This is a genomic window from Paraburkholderia aromaticivorans (assembly GCF_002278075.1).
Lineage (GTDB): Bacteria > Pseudomonadota > Gammaproteobacteria > Burkholderiales > Burkholderiaceae > Paraburkholderia > Paraburkholderia aromaticivorans.
The window spans coordinates 766,182-789,671 of sequence record NZ_CP022989.1 but is presented as its reverse complement, the minus strand read 5'-3'; the positions used below and the strand labels follow the sequence as shown (position 1 = coordinate 789,671).

Genomic DNA, 23,490 nt, shown 5'->3' with positions numbered 1-23,490 from the left:
AGAGGGGGTCAGGCCTTGAGGGCGCGCATGCCATCGGCCAGCAGCCACAGGGCGCGGTTCAGGCGAATGTCCGAATCAATGCCCTGCACGGGGCGGGTCTGCTGTCTGCGGCCATTGGCGGCGCGGCCATGCAATCCGCCCTTGGTCAGGTTCTCCTGCGTGCGGTTGAACACGCTCCACAGGTCGGGGCGGCGGTCGTCGAAGCGGCGCGGCATCAGGATTTGCGATTCCGTGACGGGCGCGGGCTTGGTTGGGTCGTCGTACTTGAGGGCCAGCGCGGCGCGGGCGAACACTTCCGATTCCCCGGCATCCAGCGTGATGGCCTGCATGGATTCGCGCGATTCCTGCGCATGCTCGAAGCCGCTCAGCACCTGATAGGCGCCCTCGATGACATGGCCCGCCACGTCGCCCTTGTGGGGCACGCGCACATCGCCCACGGTGTCGCCGCAGACAAGGCCATTGCTGCAAACGAAGCGGAACATGCCACCCAGTAATTGATAGCTGCTCGTGCCGTCGTGCGAGTTCAGCAGGATGATTTCATTGGCTTCGCGGGCGTTGATCTGGTTGGCGTGGCGCAGGCGCAGCATGTGTTTCGTGTGCTCGCGCCGGCCCTCGTTGCGAACGCGGGTCTGGCACACCATGAAGGGCTGAAACCCCTCTTTGCGAAGCTCGGTCAGCACGGCGGCGGTGGGGATGTAGCTGTACCGCTCGGAACGGCTTTCATGGGGGGCATCCGCGAAGATGGACGGGGCCACGCGGCGGATCTGGTCATCGGACAGCGGGGAGTCGCTGCGCAATGCGGGGGAATGGGAAGCGAAGCGGGATGCGAGTTGCATGGTCTTTCTCCTGAACAAAAAGGCTGTTGAAGAAAACCGCACACCGGATTCCAAGATTCGAAGCCCAGCCTTTCGGCTGTTCGGTGCGGTCGGCGCGAGGAACCCGGTTGGCCCTGTTGCCACCGTCTTTCCTGAGTTCATCGCCCGCGACGAAAGGGAGCGCGCGGACGGGGGCCGTCAAGGAAACAAGCGCAGGGTGGGGCGGCCCGCAGGCGCAGCCGAGGACACGGCCCTGCGCGCCTTGACGGCACACGGCCGCGGGCTACAGTCGCGGACAAGGTGATGAAGTCAGGGAAGAGGACTGGACATGGCAACGGCCATCCCACAAGCCGACCGCACGGCAAGCGAAGCGCGCAGGCTCGAAGCTGGAAGCCGGGCCGGAGGCGTCAGCCGAACGGAGTGAGGGAACGATCGAAGCCCGAAGGGGGCGAGACGCCGCAGGCGGCTCGATGCGCTAGCACGAGAGCGCGACCGGCCATCTCCCAGGTGGCCGGGGACGCCCACATGACTTCAATGAAATCCCCGTGGACAGCTACCCACCCAGCCATCGGCAAAATGGCAATGGCATGGACATACGAGCCCTACAAGACGATGAACTGATGGCCCAGGCCCGAGACTGGCGGCAACGGGCACTGCGCGGCGAGAAGGACGCACGCGGCCTCGCGCACGAACTGGAATGCGAAGTGCGCCGGCGCTTCCCCAGGAACAATGCGCCCCATGCACTGCCGCCGATCCAATTGCTCGGCGCCGTGCCGCAAACACCCCAGCGGCGCTGGAAGCCCTGGTAAGCACCGGCTCAAAGGCAGCCCGCCCGCATGACTGCGCCACGGCCGATCGGCGCTGATCCCGAAATCCCCCCGAAATAGCGCGAATTTCGAGTGGCCCGGTCACGGGCCAATGCCTACCGTGGAATCTCCACCTTCTGGAGAACCACCATGAGCGATCCCATGCAACCCGGAACGCCTGCGCCTGGAGCAGAAGGGCCTGGCATCTTTCTGCCGACCCTCATCTGGACCACCGACCGCAAGACGGTAGGCAACGAGATGCAGCGCCTGCTGGGACGGCGCGCACAGCTCAACGTCCTGCTGTCCGCCTCCGAAGAAACGGACGACGGCACCACCTGGTACGCAATGGCCCAGGCCACGCTGAACCAGCTGGACTGCGATATCGAACGTCTCTTCGAGTGGCTGGGCGACTACGAACCCGACACACCCACGCCCGAAGTGCCATCGTAATGTCCGGCATGAAGGGAGCGATCCGGCACCAGCCGGTTCGCTGCGCGAGAGGGGCGCCAAGCCTGCGCGGCGGGGATAGCCCGCAGGGCTTTCCCCTGGAGGCAAGCGCAGCGCGTAGCGCCCCGCCAGGGGCGCGAAGGCATCAGGCCGGGTCGTCGGGGCGCAGGCTGGCTTCCGACACCGGCATCCACGGCGATGACGAGTCCAGCAGGTAGCGCGCACCGCGCGCGTACAGGCCCGAAAGTCCGCTGGGACGATAAAACCCGGTGACGCGGCACCGGAACTGTGCGCCAAACCCGTTGGTATAGATCACCGCGTCGCCGAGCGCAAAGCGCAAGGGCTGGCCGTTCTCCGGTGGGAACGGCTTGAACGCATCATGCTCTGCCGTGATTTCGAGGATGTAGTCGTGGTGGCTGCTCATGGCCTTGACCTCCTGAAATGATTGAGAACGCTCAGGAGCGCCTTGCGGCGCCCCAGAACCAGGTCAGACAACGACACGCCCCGCCAGCCGCGCATCGCGCGCATAGGCGCTCAGCCGCTTCTCGGCACGAAAGTGCAGATCCCGCTCTACCGGCAAGCCCAGCCGCCCGCGCACGGTCGCCAGTTCGGAAAGACTGACCCAGCCGATTTCCGGCATCCCTAGGCCCAGGTCGCAAAGACCGAAGGCGTGATCGTGGTCATCGGGATCAATCTCGGTCAGCAGCCAGGTCGCGCCGGCATCCGGCGTGAACAGCTTGACCACTGGGGCCGGATCGAAGTCCGGGTTCTCCAAGGATTCGCGGCCGTTGGCCAGCAGCACGATGCGCTGCTCGTCCGTGATGAATGCGTGGTTCATGGTGAACTCCTGTAAGGTTACCGGGCGGAATTGCCCAGCCCTTGCAGGGCACGGCGCAGCGCAAGCAGTCAAAGATCGAAGACGGCCGCCAGGCCGCAAGCGCCGAAGGTGCGCAGTCATTGACGGCGAGCACGCCGTGGCACGATGAAGGGAACAGCAAGCCGCCACACCTCACCACGCAGCCACCCCGGTATTGACAAGCGTAGCGCGCAGGTCCGAAGCGTCAGTCCAGATCAGAGCGTCCGGGCTTGAAGCCGGATGACTGCGATTCGGCACGAAGCTCGGGGCGCAGCCCATGAGCCCGACGAAGGAACGTCGGGATGCAGGCCAAGTTGTCAGCAGGCAGTTGAAAAGTGGTGCTGGCCTTCAGGCGCTGTCAATTTTCTTGATCTTCCGGATACGCCGCCTGGGGAATCGGCACCCAGCCATCGCGGGTGATGCCTGCCCCGATGCGTATGTTCTGGCTTTCAGTTGCCGCCCAGTGCCCACCCCGGTGCAATACGGCGCGAATCACCGACTTCCGCGGATGATCCTCATCCGCCTTGGCAGAACTGCATATGGCATTCCAATGGTGCTTGTCCGGCATACTGTTCAACCGTGGGCCGAGCAGTTGATCCAAGACTTCGGTCGAAACGTTGTGTCGCCCGCCGTGATGGGGCACTTGGAAATACCGAATACCTGGCAGCGCGAGTCCCACGAAAGGTGCGTAGTCGATCACCTCCTGCAGTGCTTCACGCCCGGCATCGCCAGTAAGCATGACGCGATGACCGTTCAAGACAGCCGACTGCACCACACTCATTTCATTCTCACGACTGGTCGGCTCAGGCGGGAAATATTCCTCGCCCCACAGGGACTTGATGTAGGCGGTCGCGGCCTTCACTGCCCGGAATATGCTGCTCAGCGCGCTATCAAAAGCACTTTCTTCGACAGCTTCCGGTGTCTTCGCGGAGTCCACGATCAGGTCCAAGTAGCGCCCCAGGGTAGGTGCCATGACCGCGAACGGACCGATGCTCTGCCCCTGAAGGGGGGCATGGATTGGAATTCCCTTCTCCACCGCAATATCCTCAAGAATTGCCGTGGCATCGTAGATTGAGCGCAACTTCCGTCGCAGGGCTTCAACCGATTCATAGGTCTCAAAGCGATCGATCAACTGGTCCGCGTATATCCACGGCCGGTTGATCCAAAGATTCCTGACCGTGCATTGCTCCAGGACTTTTCGTAGTCCGTTGGCGTGATCGCGATCTGGGTGCGTGAGGATCACATGGTCGATGACTGTTGTTCCATAGTACGTCTTCAGATGCTCGACTATCTGATCACCCGTATCCAGATACCCACCGTCAACAACGTGCACGCCCTCGGTGCCATTCACCGAGTAGCGCAGCGTGATCGCGTCCCCGCTTTTCGCTGTTTCGACGCCAAGAAAGTCGATCTCGAAGTAGTCAGCCATACATCCCTCTTGTTTTATGCCAACAAAGTGCCGGTGGCTTTGCACCTACCAGCGATCCACCGCACACGTGAGTCCTGTCGGAGTCCATACCAACGACACGGCCGGAAGGCCGCCAGCATCCTCGGCGATGCCGCGCAATGTATTTCGGTCGATACCCGAATGTGCGCCGCCTTTCGGGTGGCTGTGCCACGTTCCTATAAAGGCGAGATACCCCAAAGAGGCCGCGTTTGCGGCGCGCAAATTTTGAACAAGCCCGTTGGTTCCGAGGACGAAGCGGGCGGCCTCTCGAACACTGTCAGGCGGTGCCTCAACAAGGCCTGCAATGGTGATGGTTCGATTTTCAAACGAGATGCGGCCGATCAAGGCGCCGCCTGTTTCCAGAGCACCCCAGCGCAGCGCATCAGCATGGATTGCTTGCGCAACTGGGGACAGGACCCGAATGTTCCAGCCACCATCGTCTGCGACTTCAAGCGCAGTGGTCGGGCCAAGGCTGGCGCGGGTCCATGCCATTCCAAGGCCTTCGGCATCTGAGATTCCGGCGCAAAGCGTCGCTTCCTTCGGAAGCCCATCAACGAGCCATCGTTCCAGTTGCAGGCCGGCCAGTGACGTCGACCGCGAAACAACGGCGTCAGACATAGGCATCGTCAGCGAATGACAGTTGTCACCCACGAAAATCCGAGTCGGCTCAGACGTCTCGCCGGCAATCGACGCACGCAGTTCCGGTGCAAACCGGCAGCACTCGAACAAGAACGCCGTGAGGTCGTCAACTCGGCCGGCACGGCCAGCTCCTTCGAGCAATACCGCCACACAGCGCCCCTGACCATACATCGCGATCCGTGCCAATCGGGCTGGGGATTGATCCAACGCTGCCGATTGTGTTTCTGCAGCCAGCACCTGAAGTGACGCCGTCGCATCCACGATGAGGGCCGCATCCTGCGGAACGGTTGCCGCAAACTGTTCCGGATCGACCAAAAGAGTCACTGCGTCGGTGTCGAACGCTCGCGATTGAAGATGCGACAGCGATTCAAAGGCTGTCTTCATCAGCGCCGACTTCCGAGGCGGAACCAGAACTGATGCCCGCTCAATGAGTGCATGCCGCGCGGCGTTGTGAGGCGACATGGGTTCGTTGTCGACGAAAGTCATCGAACCAAAGCCCGCTCGCCCCAGTTGCATCGCGACTTTCGATCCCACGCTTCCGCAGCCGAGCACGACCAGCGGCTGTGATGTGGCTGCGTATGGAATGCCGGACGTCCTTGCCAGCAGTTCAGGAGACAACGCATGCGCGTGAAAGGCCGGGTGAACCGTGGCGTTACGCTCCAGGAGCGATTGAGCGTTGAGTTCATAGCGCACCACATAGGGCAATACCTCGACACTCCTCCCTGGCGAGCCCACAAGCGACGCTGGCCTTTGCACAGCCAGAATCACAATCGCGTACAAACCATGCACCCAGCCATGCGAGTCCTGTCGCATATCCAGGATTGAGCGTCCGAAATAACCGTCCACTTCCTGGGCCAAAGCGTCGCGATCAATACCAAGCTCCGCTGCTCGATCGAGCAGCGTCGCGAGATCGACAACTGTCTCTGGTTGATAGCGTCCGATCACATGCGGGAGGCCGTCGGTCATCGGAGCGCGCGCGATGAAGGCCGCGGCATGGCCGTTCCCCCATTTGCCCAGCTTGTCGTTGTGAACATCCTGATAAAACACAGGATCGACTTGTGCGGTCAGTTCGGCGTTGATGATGGCGTACAGACCGCCATCGATCGTCACGTAGCCTGCGGGAACCACCAGAATCGTGCCGTCAGCGGGAGCGGCGGCCGCGACCTTCTCGGCACTGAATACAACGGTCGAAGGACAGCTGTCTCGGCGCGTTGGTTCCCACCCCTGCTCCAGGTCCAGGAGTGTTCCGGCCGCGGCCTTGTGCAGCCAGTCGATCAACTGATCGACAACGGCGTCCAGGCCAAACCGATGCAGCAGCTCGTTCAACGACCCTTCGAATAGGCACGGCGAGACTAACTCGCCTTGGCGATGGGGGTTGATGTGCGGCAAGTTGAGCGGGAAGTCCGCACGTAAGAAGGGCTCGGGTGCAGACAGGGGCCAGTCACTACCGAATACCAGCACGCACGTCTCGACGGTGCGCACTCCGGTCTCAGAGATACCATTGCGCCGAGACCTGTTCGGCAGTTGGACCGCAACATCGACTTCAATCTCCGTCGATGCACCAGTTGTCCTTGGCTCGCCAACGCGGATAAGGCCTCGATGCCGCTGAAGTTGATGCAGTGCGTCTGCGATGGTGCCCGTCATGATGCTCCGTGCGGCATGGGGGTGCGCGCAGAGGTCACCACGGCAGCGGCCTTCGATCCGGACTCCTTCTTCGAGGGAGGTTGCACACCCTGAGCGGTTACGGTGAAAACGAGCGGTTCCACGGACTTTTCGCTGGGGTACTCGCCTGTGCAGTAGAACTCGCCTTTTGCTTCGTCCACGATCGTCACGTACTCACGCTTCGCACGGATGCAGGGCGGATCGCTGTCATCATCTGCAATCGGCTTGCAGCTGGCGACGATGACGGCGCCGTCACGGGTCTGCGAAAGCGCCTTGCGAGCATCAGCATCGAGCTTGGCTTTTTCACGGTAGTCGGACCAGCTGTCATAGGACAGCGAATGCCAGGAACAATGATGAGGCGCCTGCATGATGTCGTACTCAAGCACATCTGCTTCAGCCTTGTGGCGTTGCCACTGGCGGTTCCAGATGAACACCTCAGCATCGCCACCAGTAAGGAATTTCGCACCATCCGGCGTCTGCGCGTCAGCCGCCAACGTGATGTTCAGAATAACGCTGGACTGGTTCTTGACCAGGCACTCTTCCTCTTCCTCGTCATCCTGGGCGTCCAGTGGAGCCAAAAGAAACGCAGAAAAGAATGCGGAACTCTTGCCATTGATCGTTGAAAAGCGCGTGTCCACCTTCCGCACAATCGAAGTGAGATCATCGGTTTTTCCGTCGATGTCCTCGCCCATGATCTGAATGCGGTCACCGTTCCCGACGGCGAAATTCTTGTCACGGTTCAGTTGCACGCGCCGACGCGCCTCCGTGTTGAATGCCTTGGCGTCGTCGCTCAAGGTGTGCGTCTTGCTGGCGCGTCGAAACACGATCGGGGACGACCACATCTCGCGGATCACGATTTTCTTGTCCTTGTCGTCCTTCTTGTCGTCCGGGTACTTGTCGAGTGGCCCTAGGTAGAAGTGTCGCTTCAACCCTCGGCAATGGTCTTGATCCGGGTGGCTCAGCAGGAACGCATCGACATACGGCCTGCCGTTCTCATCCTTCTTCAGTCGTTCGCGCAAATCCTTGGCGACATCGCGCGCCTCCCCGTCAGGGTCGTCGGCGTCTTGCCTGATGTTTACGTCGATCAGCAGAGTCGTCGCGTCGAGATCGCCGAACTTGATGAGGGTCATGTCCCCGTTGTCGACGGGAAAAAACGTGATGGTTGTAGGCACTGGGGTCTCCGGGTAGACGACCGAAGGATGATCGCGTATAGTTAATGTACGACGATTTTTTATATCCGTCTACTTTTTAGGCGTGACTGATGCAAAAACCTTCCGTTCCTGCCGCCGAACCTGCTGAGCCTAAGGGGCTAAGTTGGGGGCTGGAGAGCAGACTTCAATTCATCGATTTCCGTCTGCGCTGGGAGCGGCGCATCAACCGGATGGATCTCACCGAGCACTTTGGTATTTCGGTCCCGCAGGCATCGCTGGACATTTCCAAGTACATGGAGTTGGCGCCGAGCAACCTGACTTACGACCGCAGCTCCAAGACCTACACGGCAGCGCAGAGTTTTCACCCGCTTTACCAACGAAGCTCGGCGCAACGCTATCTAGCAGAACTGCTAGCGACAAAGATGGGAATTGTCGAGCCGACGGCCAGCTTCATCGGCTCCGCGCCGGAGACAGATTGGGCCCCGTCCCCTTGGCGCACGATCAATGAGCAGACCGTCGAAGCAGTGGTGCGCGCAATCCGCCAGCAGGAATCCATTCTGGTGAGCTACCAGTCCATGACGTCGTTGGATGAATCGGTTCGCTTGCTGTCTCCCCACGCCCTTGGCAATGACGGTTTTCGCTGGCACATGCGCGCGTTTTGCCACAAGCGCCAGCGCTTCAGCGATTTCGTCCTTGCTCGAATCCTGCGCATCGATGGCTTCGAGGCGACCCAAGTGGACTCCAACCAAGATTCGCATTGGCAAACTGTATTGACGCTGGTACTTGCACCGCATCCCGATTTGCCTGCAGCCAAGAAACGAGTCTTAGAGTTGGACTACGGCATGGAAGATGGAGAGGTCAAACTTCCATGCCGCCAAGCGTTTCTGTACTACACGCTGAGACGTTTGGGTTTGCATACCAAGGAAGCACCAGACCCCCTCGCACAGCAGATCACGCTAAAAAACCGCGATGAAATCCAACCCTATATCGACGCCTTGGCGGCACAGGCCTGACTTCACATGACAACAATTTTTGAACTGGTCAAAGACCCCTACGAGCGCAAGGCACGTGTTATCCCTGGCCTTCTTGTGGCCTTACCCGTGCTGGTGCCGCTGTTGTGCGTCTACGGGGCTCGGCACCCTGTGCTTACAGGTGTGATCGGCCTGCTGGGCGGCTGCGGCGCTATCTATGCACTCGCGAGCGTAGCGCGCGGACGTGGTAAAAAACTTGAAGAGATGCTGGTCTCAAAATGGGGTGGCATGCCCACGACCATCGCACTACGCCACCGCGACAAGTTCCTTGATGGTGTCAGCAAGCAGCGTTATCACACGGCGATCACTGCCAAGTTGGGTATCGCCATGCCAACGGCAGAAGAAGAATCAGCAAACCCAGACAAGGCAGACGACATCTACATCGGTGCCACTAAGCGGCTTCGCGAACTCACGCGTTCCAACAAGCAGCTCTTGCTGAAAGAGAACATCGCCTATGGATTTCATCGCAACATGCTGGCGATGAAGCCTGTCGGTATCCTGTCGTGCCTCATGGGCGTCGTCTACGGATTGTTGATTGCAAAGATTTTGCAGGTAGCACCTCTCCAATTTGACTTGGTGCACCTTGCCGATCCAGGGCTTGCCGCAGGCTTGACATTGCTCATTTCGCTGGCGCTACTTGCCGCATGGCTACTGTATTTCGATCAGGACGCAGTAAGGCGGATGGGATTCGTCTATGCGGAACGTTTGTTTGAATGTTTGCCGTCGTTGCCTTCTTCCTCCTCACGGAAGAAAGCCGTAAAACCGACTACAGACTGAGGTTCTGCCCAATCTCCAAACAGGCGTATAGCTCCGCAGGTGTGTCTACCGCTTCCACGTCTTGGGACGAATCGTTCCGCGAGACTCCAGCAAGAGCCGCGTGCTTTCCAGTTCCTTTTGCAGCACATCGGTATCCGGCAGAACCATCCGGTAGTTCGCCGCCATGACCTTGGTGGGTAAGCCCTCCAGCGCATACCGCGCCAGGGCGAGCCCCTTGTCGGCACAAAGAATCAGCCCCACCGGCGGGTTCTCCTCGGGATAGGCCCAGTGTTCCTTGGCATAGTTGCAGTACATGTGCATCTGGCCCACGTCCGCATGCGTCAGACTCCCCAGCTTCAGGTCGATGATGACCAGGCAGCGTAACTTGCGATGGAACAGCAGCAAGTCCACCCGATACCAGGTCTGGTCGATGCGCAAGCGCCGCTGCCGTCCAATGAAGGTGAACCCTTCACCCAATTCGAGCAGGAAGTCTTCCAGCCGCCGGATCAAGGCGGCCTCCAGATCGGACTCCGAATACTCGTCCTTGAGGTCGAGGAACTCCAGCACATAGGGGTCTTTGATGGCATCGCCGGGCGCGACGGCATCTTCGGGCTTGGCCACCGCGCCCTTGGCCAGCATCGCCGCCTTGTTTTTCGACAGCGCCGTGCGCTCGTAGAACTGGCTGCCGATCTGCCGATCCAACTGGCGCACGCTCCAGCCGCCGCGCAAGGCCTCGGCTTCATAGAACTGGCGCGCATGCTCGTCCTTGACCGACAACAGCCGCACATAGGCCGACCACGGCAGCGTGAAGACCTGCGCCAGCTCGTCCAGCCGCCAAGGCCGCACTGGCTCCGGGGAAGATTCGCCAGACACTGTCTGGCGAATTGGCCGGGTCAGAAAAAACGACCGCATCTGCTGCAGGTTCTGACGGCTGAAGCCACGGCCGAACTGCTGGGTGAGGTCGCTTGCCAGCCGCTCGATCAACTGCTCGCCATAACCCGCGCGCCGCTTGCCCTGTTGCTCGGCCTCCACGATGCGGCGGCCAATCTCCCAGTAGCTGGCCGTCATCAGCGCATTGACGCTGCGCGCTGCCGTCTGGCGCGCGGCATCGAGCAGATCCACGATGCCGCCGTGGATGCCGGCGTAGCCGGCAGGCACGGCGGCGGGTGCGACTCCCGCCATCGCAGGCGCCTTCTTGGTCATGCAGCCACCTCCGCAGGCCGCTGCGCCTCGGTGATCGTCTTGCGCCGGTTCGCCACCAGCTCGGCCGCCTTGCGCACCGGATCGTCCTCGGTGTGGACGTAGCGCATGAACATCGCCACGGTCTTGTGCGCCGTCAGCGCCATGCCGACCTTGACCGGGATGCCCGAGTTGGCAATGTCGGTCGCGGAGCGGTGGCGGATGCCATGCGTGCCGACGTGCGTGGCGCCCGCCGCCTTGAGGGCGCGGCTCCAGCCGCCGTAATACTCGCCCGTGGTCAGGTGCTTGCCGGGATGGCTTGGAGACGGCAGCACATAGGGAGTGCCTTCCTGCCGTGGCGCCGTCGAGAGCAGTCGATAGGCTTCCTCGCTCATGGGCTTGGACATGCCGCCCGTCTTGCTGTCCGGCCAGACCACGCGGCGGTTGTCCAGGTCCACCCAATCCCATCGGAGCGTCACGATTTCGGAGCGGCGGCCGGCGAACTCGAATTGAAGGCGGATCGCCAGCGGGATGACGTAGTTCTCCAGACCCTCGGCTTCGATGTGCTCCAGTCGCCGAAACAGCTTGCCCATGTCCTCGTCGCTGATGAGGTGGGTGGCCTTGCCGTTGGGGTACATCGGGACGTGGCGGCAGGGGTTGGTGCCGTCAGGCCGGTGGCCCCACACCTCGGCCAGGTTGAACATCTTGCGCATCACGCTGAAAGCACGGTTGGCCTCGGCCGGCTTGTGCGCCATCTTCTTCATCGCCGTGGCCACGTCCGGGCGCTTCACGTCCTGGACCTTCAAACGGCCCAGCATCGGAACGATGCAGCGGTCGATGACGGCCTGATACCCGCGCTGGGTGCTGGGCTTGTTGCGCTGCTTGGAGTAATCCTCCATGAACTTGGTACACAGCTCCTTGACCGTGGGGGCTGAACGGGCGGCGGCCTTGGCCGCGCTGGGGTCGCCGCCCCGGCGCACCTCGGCCAGCCATTCCTGGGCCAGCGAGCGGGCCTGCTCGACGGTCAGTTCCCCGTACAGGCCCAGGGCGGGCTTGCGCCGCTCGCCAGCGTTCGTGCGGTACTGGAGCATGAACACCTTGCGGCCCGCTGGTGTAACCTTGCACAGGAAGCCGGGCACCAGCGTGTCCCGGAGTTCGACGGCCTGCGCCTGGGGTTGTGCCGCATCGACTGCGGACTTGGTGAGCTTGAGTTTTGCCACGATGACTCCTCGGAAAGACCCGATTCCCAAGAGCCATGTAGGGGCCATCAGAGGGGAAGCCGGGTCAGGTTTCGGAAAGCACCGGCATATGTTGGACTCGCCTAAGTTATTGATAAACCTGCTGTATCGGGCTTCGGCGTAGTCCAGCAAAGTTCGGTGCTGGAGTCATGGTGAAATGAAAAAAGGGCACTCCATTTCGTGGGAGTGCCCTTTTTGCTGTTTCGGACGCGGCCGCCGTAACCGTTAACCGCCGAGCAACGCGTCGGAAAACTCTTCCGCGCTGAACGGCTGCAAGTCCTCGACCTTTTCGCCGACGCCGATGAAGTACACCGGAATCGGACGCTGCCGGGCGATGGCGGCCAGAATGCCGCCCTTCGCCGTGCCGTCGAGCTTGGTGACGATCAGACCGGTGAGGCCGAGCGCGTCGTCGAAAGCCTTTACTTGTGCGAGCGCGTTCTGGCCGGTGTTGGCGTCGATCACCAGCAGCACCTCGTGCGGCGCGCCGTTTTGCGCCTTGCCGATCACGCGCTTCACCTTGCGCAGTTCTTCCATGAGATGCAACTGGGTCGGCAGACGGCCGGCCGTGTCCGCCATCATCACGTCGATCTTGCGCGCACGCGCGGCGCCGACCGCGTCGAAGATCACGGCTGCCGGGTCGCCGCTTTCCTGCGACACCACGGTCACGTTGTTGCGCTGGCCCCAGATGGCCAACTGCTCGCGCGCGGCGGCGCGGAAGGTGTCGCCCGCGGCCAGCAGCACCGACTGATCGAAACTTTGCAAATGCTTGGCGAGCTTGCCGATGCTGGTGGTTTTGCCCGCGCCGTTGACGCCCGCGATCATCATCACGAGCGGCTGCGCGCGTCCGAGCATTAGCGATTTCTCCAGCGGCTTGAGCAGGTCGATGAGCAGTGTGCGCAGCGCTGCCTTGACCTGCTGCGGCTCGGTGAGGCGCTCGGCGCGCACTTTTTCGCGCAGCGCTTCGAGCAGGAATTCCGTGGCGTCGACCCCCGCGTCGGACATCAGCAGCGCGGTTTCGAGTTCCTCGTACAGATCTTCGTCGATCTTCGTGCCGACAAAGATGCCCGTCAGGCTCGAACTCGTCTTCGACAAGCCGGTCTTCAGGCGCGTCAGCCACGAGCGCTTTGCACCGGCGTCCGGCAGCGGCGGCGGAACGATTTCGACGGTTTCGGGCGCGGATTCTTCCGGCTCGGGCAAGATTGCCGACGGAGCGGCCGCAGCCGGTGTCTCGACGCGAGCCGGCGCAGCCGCCGGGCGCAAGGTAGCCGGCGCGACTGGCGCGGGCGCCTGCACGGCGGCTTCGGGTGTCGAGCCTTCGGGCGCTGTTTGCGACTCTTCAGGCGCGTTATCGGACTCTTTCGAACCCTTGAATCGTTTGAAAAAGCTGAACATGATCTGGCGTGGTGAGAGCGCGCGCCGATGCGCGCGGCCGGCACGAAACCGGCGGGAGCGGCAGGCAGCGTTGCGATGCGGGATGCAAGGCGCTGGAAGCCGCACATTTTATCAGGCGCGCCGCTGCCCGTCGTATCGGCCGAACGGCCAGGCTGGACGCGCGGCGTCGCTGTGGTAACGTTGGCGCTCCGGCCCTCACGTATCGACGTCGCGGGCGCCTTCAAACGTCATCGAAACCGCATGCCCCGTTCCGCACCTTCGCGCGCCCATGGCGCTTCGTCCAAAGGCGGCAAGCCGCACGCCATCCGTATCATCGGCGGCGACTGGAAGCGCACGCCTTTGCCCGTGCTCGATCTCGACGGTTTGCGCCCCACGCCCGATCGCGTGCGCGAGACGCTGTTCAACTGGCTCGGCCAGGATCTGCAGGGCCAGCGCTGCCTCGATCTGTTCGCCGGCAGCGGCGCGCTGGGTTTCGAGGCGGCATCGCGCGGCGCCGCCCGGGTATTGATGGTGGAGCGAAATGCGCGGGCCGCGGGCCAATTGCGCGCCAACCAGGAACGCCTGTCGGCGCGCACAATCGAAATCGCTGAGGCCGACGGTTTGCGCCTTGCCGCGAGTCTCGCGCCCGGATCGTTCGACGTGGTGTTTCTCGACCCGCCGTTCGGCGCTGATCTGCTCGGCAAAGCGCTCGCGCTGGCGGTGCCGCTGGTGAGCGCCGACGGCTTTCTGTACGTGGAAGCGGGGGAGGCGCTCGAACTCGAGGGCAACGAGACGCTCGCCGGCTGGGAAATCGTGCGGCAAGGCAAAGCAGGCGCTGTCCGCTTTCATTTGCTGCAGCGCGAAAATAAGGAATAATGCGCGTTCCAAAACAAGCGCCGGGCGGTTTGCCGTCACGTGCGCGGTCGGTGCCAAATGCGTCGCGTGGACGCTTTGACGTGCCCTTTGTCTGAAGAGAGGAGAAGTCTCATGGTAGTCGCCGTGTACCCGGGCACGTTCGATCCGCTGACGCGCGGTCACGAAGACCTCGTTCGGCGCGCGTCGAGCATTTTCGACACGCTGGTGGTCGGCGTTGCCGACAGCCGCAACAAGAAACCATTTTTCACGCTCGAAGAGCGCCTCGACATCGCTCACGAAGTGCTCGGGCACTACCCGAACGTTCAGGTCATGAGCTTCAAGGGGCTGCTGAAAGATTTCGTGCGCAGCAATAACGCGCGGGTGATCGTGCGTGGCCTGCGGGCTGTGTCGGACTTCGAATATGAGTTCCAGATGGCCGGCATGAATCGCTATTTGCTGCCCGATGTCGAAACCATGTTCATGACGCCGTCCGACCAATACCAGTTCATTTCGGGCACGATCGTGCGTGAAATTGCTCAACTGGGCGGCGATGTCAGCAAGTTCGTGTTCCCATCGGTCGAGCAATGGCTGAAAGAGAAGGTCGCCGCCCTGGACCCGGCCAACGGCGCTTCGGCGGCGCAGCCGTAACCGGCGTAAACTGTCGGTTTGACGGATCAAAGCCGGCTGCGGCCGGCGTGAAGTGAGAGAAGTATGGCCTTGATGATTACCGACGAGTGCATCAACTGCGACGTATGCGAGCCCGAGTGCCCGAACGACGCAATTTCGATGGGCCCGGAAATCTATGTGATCGACCCGAAGAAATGTACCGAGTGCGTTGGGCATTTCGACGAACCGCAGTGTATCCAGGTCTGCCCGGTGGAGTGTATTCCGCGCGATCCGGAGCACATGGAGACGCCCGGCGAATTGATGGCGAAGTATCACGCGCTGCAGGCCGCGAAGGGCGAGTGAGAAACAAAGTTAAAAAAACGGCGAGACCTTTTGGTCTCGCCGTTTTTTTTGCCGCGTCGCTTTTGCGCTGTGCGCCGCTTTATCCGACGTACGCGTCGAAAATGTCGCGCAACGCGCCCAGCAGAATGTCACATTCGGCGTCGGTGCCGACCGAAATCCGCAGATGTTGATCGATTCGCGGAGCCTTGAAATGGCGCACGAAAATCTCCTTTTCCCTTAGCCGTAAAGCGAGCGTTGCGGCGTCGTAGCCTTCGTGGCGTGCGAACAGCAGATTCGCAGCCGACGGCACCACCTCGAAACCCAATGCCCTCAACCCCGCGGCCAGTCGCTCACGGCTTGCGACGACCTTGGCGCAGGTGCCGCGAAACCACGCGTCGTCCTCGTACGCTGCGGCGGCCGCGGCCTGCGCGAGGCGGTCTAACGGGTAGGAGTTGAAACTGTCCTTCACGCGGTTCAGCGCGGCGATCAACTCCGGATCGCCGAACGCAAAGCCGACGCGCATCCCGGCCAGCGAACGCGACTTCGATACGGTCTGTACGACCAGCAGATTCGGATAACGGTCGATCAGACCGATCGCCGATTGAGCGCCGAAATCCACGTAAGCCTCGTCGATCACCACCACGGAATCCGGATTGCTCGCCACGAGGCGCTCGATATCGGCGAGCGGCAGCGGCCGGCCGGTTGGCGCGTTCGGGTTTGGAAACAGAATGCCGCCATTCGGCGTCATATAGTCGTCGACGTTGATTGCGAAGCTCTCGTCGAGCGGAATGGTGCGGTAGTCGACTTCGAAAAGCCGCGCATACGTCGGATAGAAGCTGTAGGTGACGTCCGGAAACAGCAAAGGTTTGTCGTGCTTGAGCAGCGCCTGGAACGTGAGTGCGAGCACTTCGTCCGAGCCGTTGCCCGCAAAGACCTGGTCGGCGCGGATGCCGTGGTACGTGGCAACCGTTTCGCGGAGCTTGTGCGCCGTTGGATCGGGATAGCGGCGCAGCGATTCCGCCGCCTCGCCGAGTTCCTGCCGGATTGCCGCGAGCACGCGGGGCGACGGCGGATAGGGATTCTCGTTGGTGTTCAGCTTCACCGGATGCGCAACCACGGGCTGCTCGCCCGGCACATACGGCGTTAAACGGTGAACGATGTCACTCCAATAGCGGCTCAAGCGATTCTCCATGCAAAGCACCCACTCTAATCCCACGCAAGGCAGTTGCGCTCAAGGGTTGTGCGGCGACCTGTGCCACCGGGCCAGTCTAGGGATTGCGATGCAACTGCATCATCGCGCGTTCAAGTTCGCCCTTGATGATTTGCGGCATCACGGCGAGCGCACGCTCGATCGATGCATCGATCACATCCTGCTCTTCGCGCCGTGGCGGTTTCAGCACGTAGTTGGCGACATCCGGCTTGGCGCCGGCGCGCGCGCTTTCCGGAATCAGGTCCCGCGGATGGCCAATGCCGATCCGCAGCCGCCAGTACTGTTGCGACGACAGATGCGCGGTGATGTCCTTGAGCCCGTTGTGGCCGCCGCTGCCACCGCCGAGCTTCAGCTTGACGCTGCCGGGCGGCATGTCGAGTTCGTCGTGCGCGACCAGAATTTCGTCGGGGAGAATCTTGAAGAACTGTGCGACCGCCACGACAGATTGGCCCGAGCGGTTCATATACGTTTGCGGTTCCAGCAGGTGCACTTCCTCGCCGTGAAGCCGTGCCTTGGCGTAGAAGCCGTGGAAACGCCGCTCGTCGCGCAACGTCGTGCCTGCTTCGCGCGCCAGTTGATCGACCAGCCAGAAGCCGGCGTTGTGACGCGTCGCGGTGTATTCGGCGCCCGGATTGCCGAGGCCGACGATCAGCTTGATCATGATTGCGTAGGTCCATCTGGCTCAGCAGCCGAATGCCGCCGAGCCGAAAAAAACCGAAAAAAAACCCGCCGGGGCGAACCTCGGCGGGTCACATCGACCGTTTCATTGAAACGGATCGAGAGGATTACTTGCTCGGTGCCTGAATGGCGCTCAAGCAGCCGGCGTTTCGCCTTCAGCAGCAGCGGCTTCGCCTTCAGCGATTGCGCCAGCCGGGATCGTTGCAGCTGCGACCACCGGGTTTTCTGCTTCGACGTGAGCAACCAGCGACACACCTGCCGGCAGCTTGATGTCCTTGGCGTGAACCGATTGACCCGCTTCGATGGTCGCCAGATCAACTTCGAGGAATTCCGGCAGTGCCGACGGCAGGCACTCGATTTCGATTTCGTTGATGACGTGCGAGATCACCGCGCTCGACAGCTTCACTGCCGGGTTGGATTCCTGGTTCATGAAGTGCAGCGGCACCTTGGTGTGCAGCTTCTTCTTCGCGTCGACACGTTGGAAGTCCACGTGCAGCACGAGCTGACGGAACGGGTGGTATTGCACGTCGCGCAGCAGAACCTGTTGCGACTTGCCGCCCACTTCCAGATCGAGGATCGACGAGTGGAAAACTTCTTTCTTCAGCGCGTGCCACAGCGCGTTGTGGTCCAGTTCGACCAATTGCGTTTCAGCACCAGCGCCATATACGATGCCCGGGGTCTTGCCCGAGTTACGCAGGCGGCGGCTCGCACCCGTACCTTGCAAAGAACGCTCGAAAGCGACTACTTTCATTTTGAATCTCCATTGCACTGCCCGCGACCAGGCAGTAAAAACGGGGCCTCCAAGCCAAATGGCTGAGGCCCCAGAGCTGCGGCACGAACCTTCGTTCGTTCATGCCGATTGTGCAAAAGCGCTGCCTGCCGCACGGAGCGGCGCGCAGCGCCTTCGCAAATACTTAACTTTCGGCGAACAGCGACATCACCGAATCGCCGCGGCGAATCCGCGAGAACGTTTCGGCAAGCAGGCCGGCGCTGGTCAACGAGCGGATCTTGGCGCACGAGCGGGCTTCTTCTCCGAGCGGGATCGTGTCCGTGACAACGAGTTCGTCGAGCGCGGAAGCCGCGATACGCTCGCCTGCGCCGCCCGATAGGACCGGGTGCGTAGCGTAAGCGAACACCTGCTTCGCGCCACGTTCCTTCAAAACTTGTGCTGCCTTGCAGAGCGTGCCGGCGGTGTCGACCATGTCGTCCATGATCACGCAGGTACGGCCTTCGACTTCACCGATAATGTTCATTACTTCGGCAACGTTCGCCTTCGGGCGGCGTTTGTCGATGATCGCAAGATCGCAATTCAACTGCTTGGCCAATGCGCGGGCACGCACCACGCCGCCGACGTCCGGCGAAACGACCAGCAGGTTCTCGTAGTTCTGCTTGCGCAGATCGCCGAGCAGCACGGGCGTCGCGTAGATATTGTCGACTGGAATGTCGAAGAAGCCTTGAATCTGGTCGGCGTGCAGATCCATGGTAATGATCCGCTCGACGCCGGCGATTTCCAGCATGTTCGCCACGATCTTCGCCGAGATGGCCACACGCGCGGAACGCGGGCGGCGATCTTGACGGGCATAACCGAAGTAGGGGATGGCTGCGGTGATCCGGCCAGCGGATGCGCGCTTGAGCGCATCGACCATGATCATCAATTCCATCAGATTGTCGTTTGCCGGCGCGCACGTGGACTGCAGGACGAAGACATCCTTGCCACGCACGTTTTCCTGAATCTCGACCTGGATTTCACCGTCCGAGAAACGGCTAACCATTGCTTTGCCGAGGGGAATACCGAGGATTTTGACGACTTCCTGTGCAAGCGCGGGATTTGCGTTGCCAGTAAAAACCATCAGGCCGTCATGGCTGCTCATCGTGCACCTACTTCAGGCTGGGGGGCGAGGGGAAATGCGAGAATTTTTGGCAGGGGAGAAAGGATTCGAACCTTTGCATGCCGGAATCAAAATCCGGTGCCTTAACCAGCTTGGCGACTCCCCTACACTAACTCTGAGCTCCGCCGAACGTGGAGTTTCGTTCGACGATGCAAAACTTATGACGCGAAAGTAAAGAGTGGATGCTGATCGAGGCTGGCGGCCACTGCACTGTTCCATTCGCCAGGCAGTTTGGCTTGCACCGCTTCTGCCTCAGCTTTACTACGGAACGCTGCAAAGACACTTGCACCTGATCCAGACATCCGCGCTGGCGCGACGTTTTCAAACCATCGCAGCACTTGCGCTACTTCCGCGTACTTCCCTACGACTACCTGCTGCATGTCATTCCGGCCGAAACTTTCTGGCCATTCAGTGTTGCAGCTAAGTTCTGCAGGAAAGTCCATAATTGTGAGGGGTTTTGAATCTCTTGTCAACGCTTTTTCAGAAAAAATCGCTGCAGTCGGAACATGAACCCTCGGCGTCACTACTAGGAAATGGCGCGGCGGCAATTGTACAACGTCTAAAGCTTCTCCGACACCCTGGGCGAACGCATTTTTTCCAAAAACAAAAAATGGCACGTCCGCGCCGAGTTTCAACGCCAGTGCCTGCAATTCAAGACGAGGCAGGTTGAGCTTCCACAGACGGTTCAGCGCGAGCAACGTCGTCGCCGCGTCGGAGCTGCCGCCGCCGAGGCCTGCGCCCATCGGCAGGCGCTTGTCGATTTCGATATCGACGCCTTCAGGCGAACCCGTATGCGCCTTGAGCAGCGTCGCGGCGCGTACGGTCAGGTCGTGTTCCGGCGGCACATCGGCGATCTCCGTGCGGCGCGTGATGAGGCCGTCGTCGCGTCGCGTGAAGTGCAGCGTGTCGCCCCAGTCGAGCAACTGGAAGACCGTTTGCAGCGTGTGATAGCCATCCGGCCGGCGGCCGGTGATGTGCAGGAAGAGGTTGAGTTTCGCTGGCGCGAGGCAGTCGCGCAGCGAATCGGTCGTTTCAATCATGAGTCGAAGCTACATGCGCCAGATGGCGCCGAAAAAGCGGCAAGGGCGCGCGTGAAAAGATGTGCAAAAGCCGGCGTGCGTTACTGATCCAGCACGAGCTTGATGTCGAGCGGCGGATCCGAACGGCTCAGGTTGACGCGCTTCACGCCGGTGGCCGGTGCGTCGGCATACGCCAGGTAGTCGATCGTCCAGCCGTCCTGCGTGATCTCCTTCAGCCGCGACGGTTGCTCAGGATCCTTCTCGGTTTTGGCGCGCGAAGTGGGCGCCGGCGACGGCTGCAGCCAATAGCGCAGCCCTTCGACCGGCAGCACGAAGCCAAGCGCATTCTGCATCAGCGTGGAGACGTTATCCGCGGTAAGCGGCTGGCGATTGGGCAACTCCAGCGTGGCCGACGCCGACGAGGATGTCACCACCGCGAGCGTCTGGCCGAGCGGATTGCGCAACTCCAGTGTCACGGTGTCGCCGGTTTCCTGCCAGCTGAAGTTGCCGTACGCGTTGCGTTGCTGGCCGTTCTGATCGTTGTACTGGACCGCGAAACGGCCCTGATACGCGCGGCTCGTCTGCGCGGTGACGGAGGTCGCGGCATTCGACGTGGACGGACCCTGCGGTTTCACCGATGCACAACCGGCCAATGCGACAGCCGCTGCCGCTGCGAATCCGAGCGCCGCGCCACGCGACGCTCGGGAAAAGGAAGTCAGACGGGAAAGACGCATCAAAGATCGTTCACCTGAAGACGTTGGAGCGTTTTGACCAGCGTGTCGTTGTCCGGTTCGAGCTTGCGGGCGTCGCGGAAAGCAGCGCGTGCCTGATCCTGATTGCCGGTCTTCCACAACACTTCGCCGAGGTGCGCGCCGATTTCGGCGTTCGGCTGCATGTCGTAGGCTTTGCGCAGCAGCTTGATCGCGTCCGACGTGTCGCCCATGCGGTACTTCACCCAGCCCACGCTATCCATGATGAACGCGTCGTTTGGCGCCAACGAGGATGCCTTCTCGACCAGCTTGTCCGCTTCGGCGAGACGCTGATTGCGATCGGCCAGCGAGTAGCCGAGCGCGTTATACGCTTGCGGATTGTCGGGCTGCGTCTGGATCAGCTTGCGCAACTGCGCTTCCATGATGTCGTAATGGCCGGTCTTTTCGGCGGACATCGCGTAGTCGTAGGTCAGATCGGGGTCGTCGGGGAACTGCGCCGTGGCTTGCTGCAGGCGGGCTTCAGCCTCCGGGTAGCGTTTCGCGTCGAACAGGATCGCCGCGTCCGTGCGCGAGATCAGCGCCTGGTCACGCGGGTCGGGCGCCTGCAGATTAGCCAGCAGCTTGCGCGCGTCGTCAGCCCTGCCTTGCTTGGCGAGCAATTGCGCGCGCGTGATCTGCGCCGGCACGAATTGCTGGCTCGACGGCGAGACCTTGTTCAGCCAGTCGCTCGCTGCCGCATCGTTTTTCTGTTCGAGCGACAGTTGAGCAAGGTAGATATACGCTTGGCCAGGATCGGCGCCCGGCGTTTTTTCGGCTTGCTGTGCGTACTTGGTCAGATACGTCTGCGCGTCGTTGAAATTCTTCTGCTGGATCTTGATCAGCGCGAGCGCCATGAGCGGCGTGAGGTCGTTCGCGTTGTTCTTATGCATGATCTCGAACTGCTTCTGCGCGTCGTCCAGACGGTCGCTCGCGAGATACATCTGGGCGAGCGCGAGACGCGCGTCATGCGATTTCGGATTTTGCTGCACGTACTTTTCGAGCGAGGCAATCCCTTCCTTGCGCTCTTCCGGGCCCATTTGCGACAGCATCAGCGCCGCCGGCAAATAGTCGGGCTTGAGCGTGAGCGCCTGTTCGAGCGACTTGCGCGCGCCCGGCGCGTCGTCCGACACGATCTGCTGGCGGGCGATGGCCAACTGCGCTTCCGGCCGGTTCATGTCGTTCTTGAGCAGGTCCTGCAGCACGTGCAGGCCGCCGATCCGGTTCGGGCCGCGCGAGAGCAGCAGCTGCAGCGCCAGAATCGCGCTGCCGCGGTTGGCGGCGGGCACCCTCGCGAGTTCGCGTGCGAGGATCTGCGCCGCGTCGTCGGGCCGGCCGGACAGCACGAGCAGCGACGCGTCGAGTTGCGCGGCGCGTTCCGAGTTCGGCGCATACTGCTGCCACAATTGCGCGGCGGCCAACGCGTCCGACGGGCTCTGCGCGGCCAGCGCGATCTCGGTGGCGCGTTGCGCCATGCGCGGATCGTGCGTGTCGCGCGCAAGGGCGAGGTAGGTCTGATAGGCGGGCGCCGGCTGGTCGCGCTGCAGCGCAACTTCGGCCGCGAGCACCTGGAATACGATCTGGCTCGTCAGCGGCACACCGGGCAGGGACTTCTGGTCCTCCGCGGAGGCCGGGCCGAGCGGGTCCGGCAGGGTGACCGAGGTGTCATCCGGGTCCGGTGAGGGGACCTGCGCGTGCGCGGGCACGGCGGCCAGCGCCCAGACGGCGAGCACCGCCGCGCCGAGCATCCGGCGAGCGGACACGGCGTGCGGTACGCGCAATGCGCTAGCCGGGCGCTTCAAAAACAGCTTCACGAAGGACAAGTTCATGGAAATCCGTTCAATGTTTCGGACGATTGTAACGCGCTCGCTACAATACGCGCACAACCACTCACGCAAGCTCCACACCAGTTAGACATGCCAGAGTTGCCAGAAGTTGAGGTTACCCGACGGGGAATCGAACCGTATGTGTCCGGGCGCAAGGTTGAACGCGTCGATGTACGTACGCCCGCGCTGCGCTGGCCGATTCCAGCGGATCTCGCGAAGACCTTGCGCGGCAGCGTGGTGCGCAAGGTCGAGCGGCGCGGCAAATACCTGTTGTTCGAGATCGACGCGGGCTGGTTCATTGTGCATCTTGGCATGACCGGGACGCTGCGGGTGTTGCGCCATGTACCGCATCCGCCGGCCGCGGCGAAACACGACCACGTCGACTGGATTTTCGACGAGTTCATTTTGCGCTACCGCGATCCGCGGCGCTTCGGCGCGGTGCTGTGGCACCCGCGCGAAGCCGGCGACGTGCTCGAGCATCCGTTGCTCGCGGGGCTCGGCGTCGAGCCGTTTTCGCCCGCGTTCTCCGGCGCGCTGATGCACCGGCTCACGCGCGGGCGCAAGGTGTCGGTGAAGCAGGCGTTGCTGGCGGGGGACATCGTCGTGGGCGTGGGCAATATCTATGCGTCGGAGAGCCTGTTTCGCGCCGGCATCCGGCCGACCACCGCAGCGGGGCGCGTCTCGCTCGTGCGTTACGATCTGCTCGCGGACGCCGTGCGGGTGACGCTCGCCGCGGCGATCGAGAAGGGCGGCAGCACGCTGCGCGATTTTGTCGGCAGCAATGGCGAAAGCGGTTACTTCCAGCTCGACTATTTCGTCTATGATCGCGCGGGGCTGCCATGCCGCGTGTGTGGAACGCCGATCAAACAGATCGTGCAGGGGCAGCGTTCAACGTATTTCTGTCCCACCTGCCAGCGCTAG

At 61.9% G+C, this 23,490-nt stretch carries 24 protein-coding genes and 1 tRNA gene; 8 read left to right on the top strand and 17 right to left on the bottom strand.

Going from position 1 to position 23,490, the window contains the following annotated elements; genetic code table 11:
• Positions 1–8: 8 nt before the first annotated feature.
• A complete protein-coding gene (locus CJU94_RS03460) occupies positions 9–836 on the bottom strand; it encodes a DUF932 domain-containing protein (RefSeq protein ID WP_003056211.1) in 828 nt (275 codons plus the stop codon).
• Between the two features lie 524 nt (positions 837–1,360).
• On the opposite strand from CJU94_RS03460, the gene CJU94_RS03450 reads away from it, so the two are divergent.
• Together CJU94_RS03450 and CJU94_RS03445 are read left to right on the top strand one after the other, a co-directional pair.
• Entirely contained in the window at positions 1,361–1,624 is a 264-nt protein-coding gene (locus tag CJU94_RS03450; protein ID WP_012204589.1) for a hypothetical protein, read from the top strand.
• A gap of 147 nt (positions 1,625–1,771) precedes the next feature.
• On the top strand, positions 1,772–2,071 hold the full coding sequence (locus CJU94_RS03445; protein WP_003056213.1) for a hypothetical protein: 300 nt from the start codon (positions 1,772–1,774) through the stop codon (positions 2,069–2,071).
• A gap of 142 nt (positions 2,072–2,213) precedes the next feature.
• Here CJU94_RS03445 and CJU94_RS03440 read toward each other — a convergent pair whose 3' ends face one another.
• The 5 genes from CJU94_RS03440 to CJU94_RS03420 form a co-directional block, all read right to left on the bottom strand.
• Entirely contained in the window at positions 2,214–2,492 is a 279-nt protein-coding gene (locus CJU94_RS03440; protein ID WP_021027902.1) for a hypothetical protein, read from the bottom strand.
• Between the two features lie 63 nt (positions 2,493–2,555).
• On the bottom strand, positions 2,556–2,906 hold the full coding sequence (locus tag CJU94_RS03435; RefSeq protein ID WP_003056217.1) for a DUF2958 domain-containing protein: 351 nt from the start codon (positions 2,904–2,906) through the stop codon (positions 2,556–2,558).
• Positions 2,907–3,282: 376 nt separating this feature from the next.
• Positions 3,283–4,353, bottom strand: coding sequence for a ComEC/Rec2 family competence protein (locus CJU94_RS03430; protein ID WP_003056219.1), 1,071 nt, complete (start codon positions 4,351–4,353; stop codon positions 3,283–3,285).
• Positions 4,354–4,398: 45 nt separating this feature from the next.
• Positions 4,399–6,654 carry a Mov34/MPN/PAD-1 family protein gene (locus CJU94_RS03425; RefSeq protein ID WP_011517546.1) on the bottom strand — a complete coding sequence of 752 codons (2,256 nt, stop codon included), beginning with the start codon at positions 6,652–6,654 and terminating at the stop codon, positions 4,399–4,401.
• Positions 6,651–7,844, bottom strand: coding sequence for a ComEC/Rec2 family competence protein (locus tag CJU94_RS03420; protein WP_003056221.1), 1,194 nt, complete (start codon positions 7,842–7,844; stop codon positions 6,651–6,653). The genes CJU94_RS03425 and CJU94_RS03420 overlap by 4 nt, the downstream gene beginning before the upstream one ends.
• An 89-nt stretch (positions 7,845–7,933) precedes the next feature.
• Here CJU94_RS03420 and CJU94_RS03415 point away from each other — a divergent pair, with 89 nt between their 5' ends.
• Both CJU94_RS03415 and CJU94_RS03410 read left to right on the top strand, forming a co-directional pair.
• Positions 7,934–8,836 (top strand): WYL domain-containing transcriptional regulator, encoded by a 903-nt coding sequence (locus CJU94_RS03415; RefSeq protein ID WP_003056222.1) that lies wholly within the window; start codon positions 7,934–7,936, stop codon positions 8,834–8,836.
• A 6-nt stretch (positions 8,837–8,842) separates the two neighbouring features.
• A complete protein-coding gene (locus tag CJU94_RS03410; RefSeq protein ID WP_003056223.1) occupies positions 8,843–9,631 on the top strand; it encodes a hypothetical protein in 789 nt (262 codons plus the stop codon).
• A gap of 45 nt (positions 9,632–9,676) precedes the next feature.
• Here CJU94_RS03410 and CJU94_RS03405 read toward each other — a convergent pair whose 3' ends face one another.
• The 3 genes from CJU94_RS03405 to ftsY all read right to left on the bottom strand — a co-directional run bounded on the left by CJU94_RS03405 (position 9,677) and on the right by ftsY (position 13,419).
• The gene (locus tag CJU94_RS03405) at positions 9,677–10,813 is read right to left on the bottom strand and encodes a PDDEXK nuclease domain-containing protein (protein WP_003056224.1); all 1,137 of its coding nucleotides are present in this window, start codon (positions 10,811–10,813) and stop codon (positions 9,677–9,679) included.
• On the bottom strand, positions 10,810–12,009 hold the full coding sequence (locus tag CJU94_RS03400) for a tyrosine-type recombinase/integrase (protein ID WP_003056225.1): 1,200 nt from the start codon (positions 12,007–12,009) through the stop codon (positions 10,810–10,812). Before CJU94_RS03400 ends, CJU94_RS03405 begins: the two co-directional genes overlap by 4 nt.
• A 243-nt stretch (positions 12,010–12,252) precedes the next feature.
• The gene (ftsY, locus tag CJU94_RS03395; protein WP_095417555.1) at positions 12,253–13,419 is read right to left on the bottom strand and encodes a signal recognition particle-docking protein FtsY; all 1,167 of its coding nucleotides are present in this window, start codon (positions 13,417–13,419) and stop codon (positions 12,253–12,255) included.
• A gap of 240 nt (positions 13,420–13,659) precedes the next feature.
• Between ftsY and rsmD the strand changes: the two genes are divergently transcribed.
• The 3 genes from rsmD to CJU94_RS03380 all read left to right on the top strand — a co-directional run bounded on the left by rsmD (position 13,660) and on the right by CJU94_RS03380 (position 15,222).
• A complete protein-coding gene (gene rsmD / locus CJU94_RS03390; protein ID WP_095420205.1) occupies positions 13,660–14,274 on the top strand; it encodes a 16S rRNA (guanine(966)-N(2))-methyltransferase RsmD in 615 nt (204 codons plus the stop codon).
• Between the two features lie 111 nt (positions 14,275–14,385).
• Entirely contained in the window at positions 14,386–14,901 is a 516-nt protein-coding gene (gene coaD, locus CJU94_RS03385) for a pantetheine-phosphate adenylyltransferase (RefSeq protein ID WP_007179424.1), read from the top strand.
• 63 nt (positions 14,902–14,964) lie between these two features.
• A complete protein-coding gene (locus CJU94_RS03380) occupies positions 14,965–15,222 on the top strand; it encodes a YfhL family 4Fe-4S dicluster ferredoxin (protein WP_095417554.1) in 258 nt (85 codons plus the stop codon).
• A 79-nt stretch (positions 15,223–15,301) separates the two neighbouring features.
• Here the strand turns inward: CJU94_RS03380 and hisC are convergent, their stop codons facing one another.
• The 8 genes from hisC to CJU94_RS03340 form a co-directional block, all read right to left on the bottom strand.
• Entirely contained in the window at positions 15,302–16,381 is a 1,080-nt protein-coding gene (gene hisC, locus CJU94_RS03375; RefSeq protein WP_095417553.1) for a histidinol-phosphate transaminase, read from the bottom strand.
• Between the two features lie 88 nt (positions 16,382–16,469).
• A complete protein-coding gene (pth, locus tag CJU94_RS03370; protein WP_091796808.1) occupies positions 16,470–17,072 on the bottom strand; it encodes an aminoacyl-tRNA hydrolase in 603 nt (200 codons plus the stop codon).
• Positions 17,073–17,222: 150 nt separating this feature from the next.
• The gene (locus tag CJU94_RS03365; RefSeq protein ID WP_095417552.1) at positions 17,223–17,840 is read right to left on the bottom strand and encodes a 50S ribosomal protein L25/general stress protein Ctc; all 618 of its coding nucleotides are present in this window, start codon (positions 17,838–17,840) and stop codon (positions 17,223–17,225) included.
• Between the two features lie 163 nt (positions 17,841–18,003).
• The gene (locus CJU94_RS03360) at positions 18,004–18,960 is read right to left on the bottom strand and encodes a ribose-phosphate pyrophosphokinase (protein ID WP_006048037.1); all 957 of its coding nucleotides are present in this window, start codon (positions 18,958–18,960) and stop codon (positions 18,004–18,006) included.
• Positions 18,961–19,007: 47 nt separating this feature from the next.
• Positions 19,008–19,084: transfer RNA gene (locus CJU94_RS03355), tRNA-Gln, on the bottom strand.
• A gap of 52 nt (positions 19,085–19,136) precedes the next feature.
• A complete protein-coding gene (ispE, locus tag CJU94_RS03350; protein WP_095417551.1) occupies positions 19,137–20,018 on the bottom strand; it encodes a 4-(cytidine 5'-diphospho)-2-C-methyl-D-erythritol kinase in 882 nt (293 codons plus the stop codon).
• Between the two features lie 80 nt (positions 20,019–20,098).
• The gene (lolB, locus tag CJU94_RS03345) at positions 20,099–20,731 is read right to left on the bottom strand and encodes a lipoprotein insertase outer membrane protein LolB (RefSeq protein WP_095417550.1); all 633 of its coding nucleotides are present in this window, start codon (positions 20,729–20,731) and stop codon (positions 20,099–20,101) included.
• Positions 20,731–22,572 (bottom strand): tetratricopeptide repeat protein, encoded by a 1,842-nt coding sequence (locus CJU94_RS03340; RefSeq protein ID WP_095417549.1) that lies wholly within the window; start codon positions 22,570–22,572, stop codon positions 20,731–20,733. Before CJU94_RS03340 ends, lolB begins: the two co-directional genes overlap by 1 nt.
• An 87-nt stretch (positions 22,573–22,659) precedes the next feature.
• On the opposite strand from CJU94_RS03340, the gene mutM reads away from it, so the two are divergent.
• On the top strand, positions 22,660–23,490 hold the full coding sequence (gene mutM / locus CJU94_RS03335) for a bifunctional DNA-formamidopyrimidine glycosylase/DNA-(apurinic or apyrimidinic site) lyase (RefSeq protein WP_095417548.1): 831 nt from the start codon (positions 22,660–22,662) through the stop codon (positions 23,488–23,490).

Coding starts and splice junctions, on each gene's coding strand:
- rsmD (WP_095420205.1), top strand. CDS start 13,660: ATGCCCCGTTCCGCACCTTCGCGCGCCCATGGCGCTTCGTCCAAAGGC.
- CJU94_RS03410 (WP_003056223.1), top strand. CDS start 8,843: ATGACAACAATTTTTGAACTGGTCAAAGACCCCTACGAGCGCAAGGCA.
- CJU94_RS03445 (WP_003056213.1), top strand. CDS start 1,772: ATGAGCGATCCCATGCAACCCGGAACGCCTGCGCCTGGAGCAGAAGGG.
- ftsY (WP_095417555.1), bottom strand. CDS start 13,419: ATGTTCAGCTTTTTCAAACGATTCAAGGGTTCGAAAGAGTCCGATAAC.
- CJU94_RS03405 (WP_003056224.1), bottom strand. CDS start 10,813: ATGACCAAGAAGGCGCCTGCGATGGCGGGAGTCGCACCCGCCGCCGTG.
- CJU94_RS03440 (WP_021027902.1), bottom strand. CDS start 2,492: ATGAGCAGCCACCACGACTACATCCTCGAAATCACGGCAGAGCATGAT.
- ispE (WP_095417551.1), bottom strand. CDS start 20,018: ATGATTGAAACGACCGATTCGCTGCGCGACTGCCTCGCGCCAGCGAAA.
- CJU94_RS03415 (WP_003056222.1), top strand. CDS start 7,934: ATGCAAAAACCTTCCGTTCCTGCCGCCGAACCTGCTGAGCCTAAGGGG.
- CJU94_RS03360 (WP_006048037.1), bottom strand. CDS start 18,960: ATGAGCAGCCATGACGGCCTGATGGTTTTTACTGGCAACGCAAATCCC.
- CJU94_RS03430 (WP_003056219.1), bottom strand. CDS start 4,353: ATGGCTGACTACTTCGAGATCGACTTTCTTGGCGTCGAAACAGCGAAA.
- pth (WP_091796808.1), bottom strand. CDS start 17,072: ATGATCAAGCTGATCGTCGGCCTCGGCAATCCGGGCGCCGAATACACC.
- coaD (WP_007179424.1), top strand. CDS start 14,386: ATGGTAGTCGCCGTGTACCCGGGCACGTTCGATCCGCTGACGCGCGGT.
- CJU94_RS03425 (WP_011517546.1), bottom strand. CDS start 6,654: ATGACGGGCACCATCGCAGACGCACTGCATCAACTTCAGCGGCATCGA.
- CJU94_RS03340 (WP_095417549.1), bottom strand. CDS start 22,572: ATGAACTTGTCCTTCGTGAAGCTGTTTTTGAAGCGCCCGGCTAGCGCA.
- lolB (WP_095417550.1), bottom strand. CDS start 20,731: ATGCGTCTTTCCCGTCTGACTTCCTTTTCCCGAGCGTCGCGTGGCGCG.
- CJU94_RS03380 (WP_095417554.1), top strand. CDS start 14,965: ATGGCCTTGATGATTACCGACGAGTGCATCAACTGCGACGTATGCGAG.
- CJU94_RS03435 (WP_003056217.1), bottom strand. CDS start 2,906: ATGAACCACGCATTCATCACGGACGAGCAGCGCATCGTGCTGCTGGCC.
- mutM (WP_095417548.1), top strand. CDS start 22,660: ATGCCAGAGTTGCCAGAAGTTGAGGTTACCCGACGGGGAATCGAACCG.
- CJU94_RS03460 (WP_003056211.1), bottom strand. CDS start 836: ATGCAACTCGCATCCCGCTTCGCTTCCCATTCCCCCGCATTGCGCAGC.
- CJU94_RS03365 (WP_095417552.1), bottom strand. CDS start 17,840: ATGAAAGTAGTCGCTTTCGAGCGTTCTTTGCAAGGTACGGGTGCGAGC.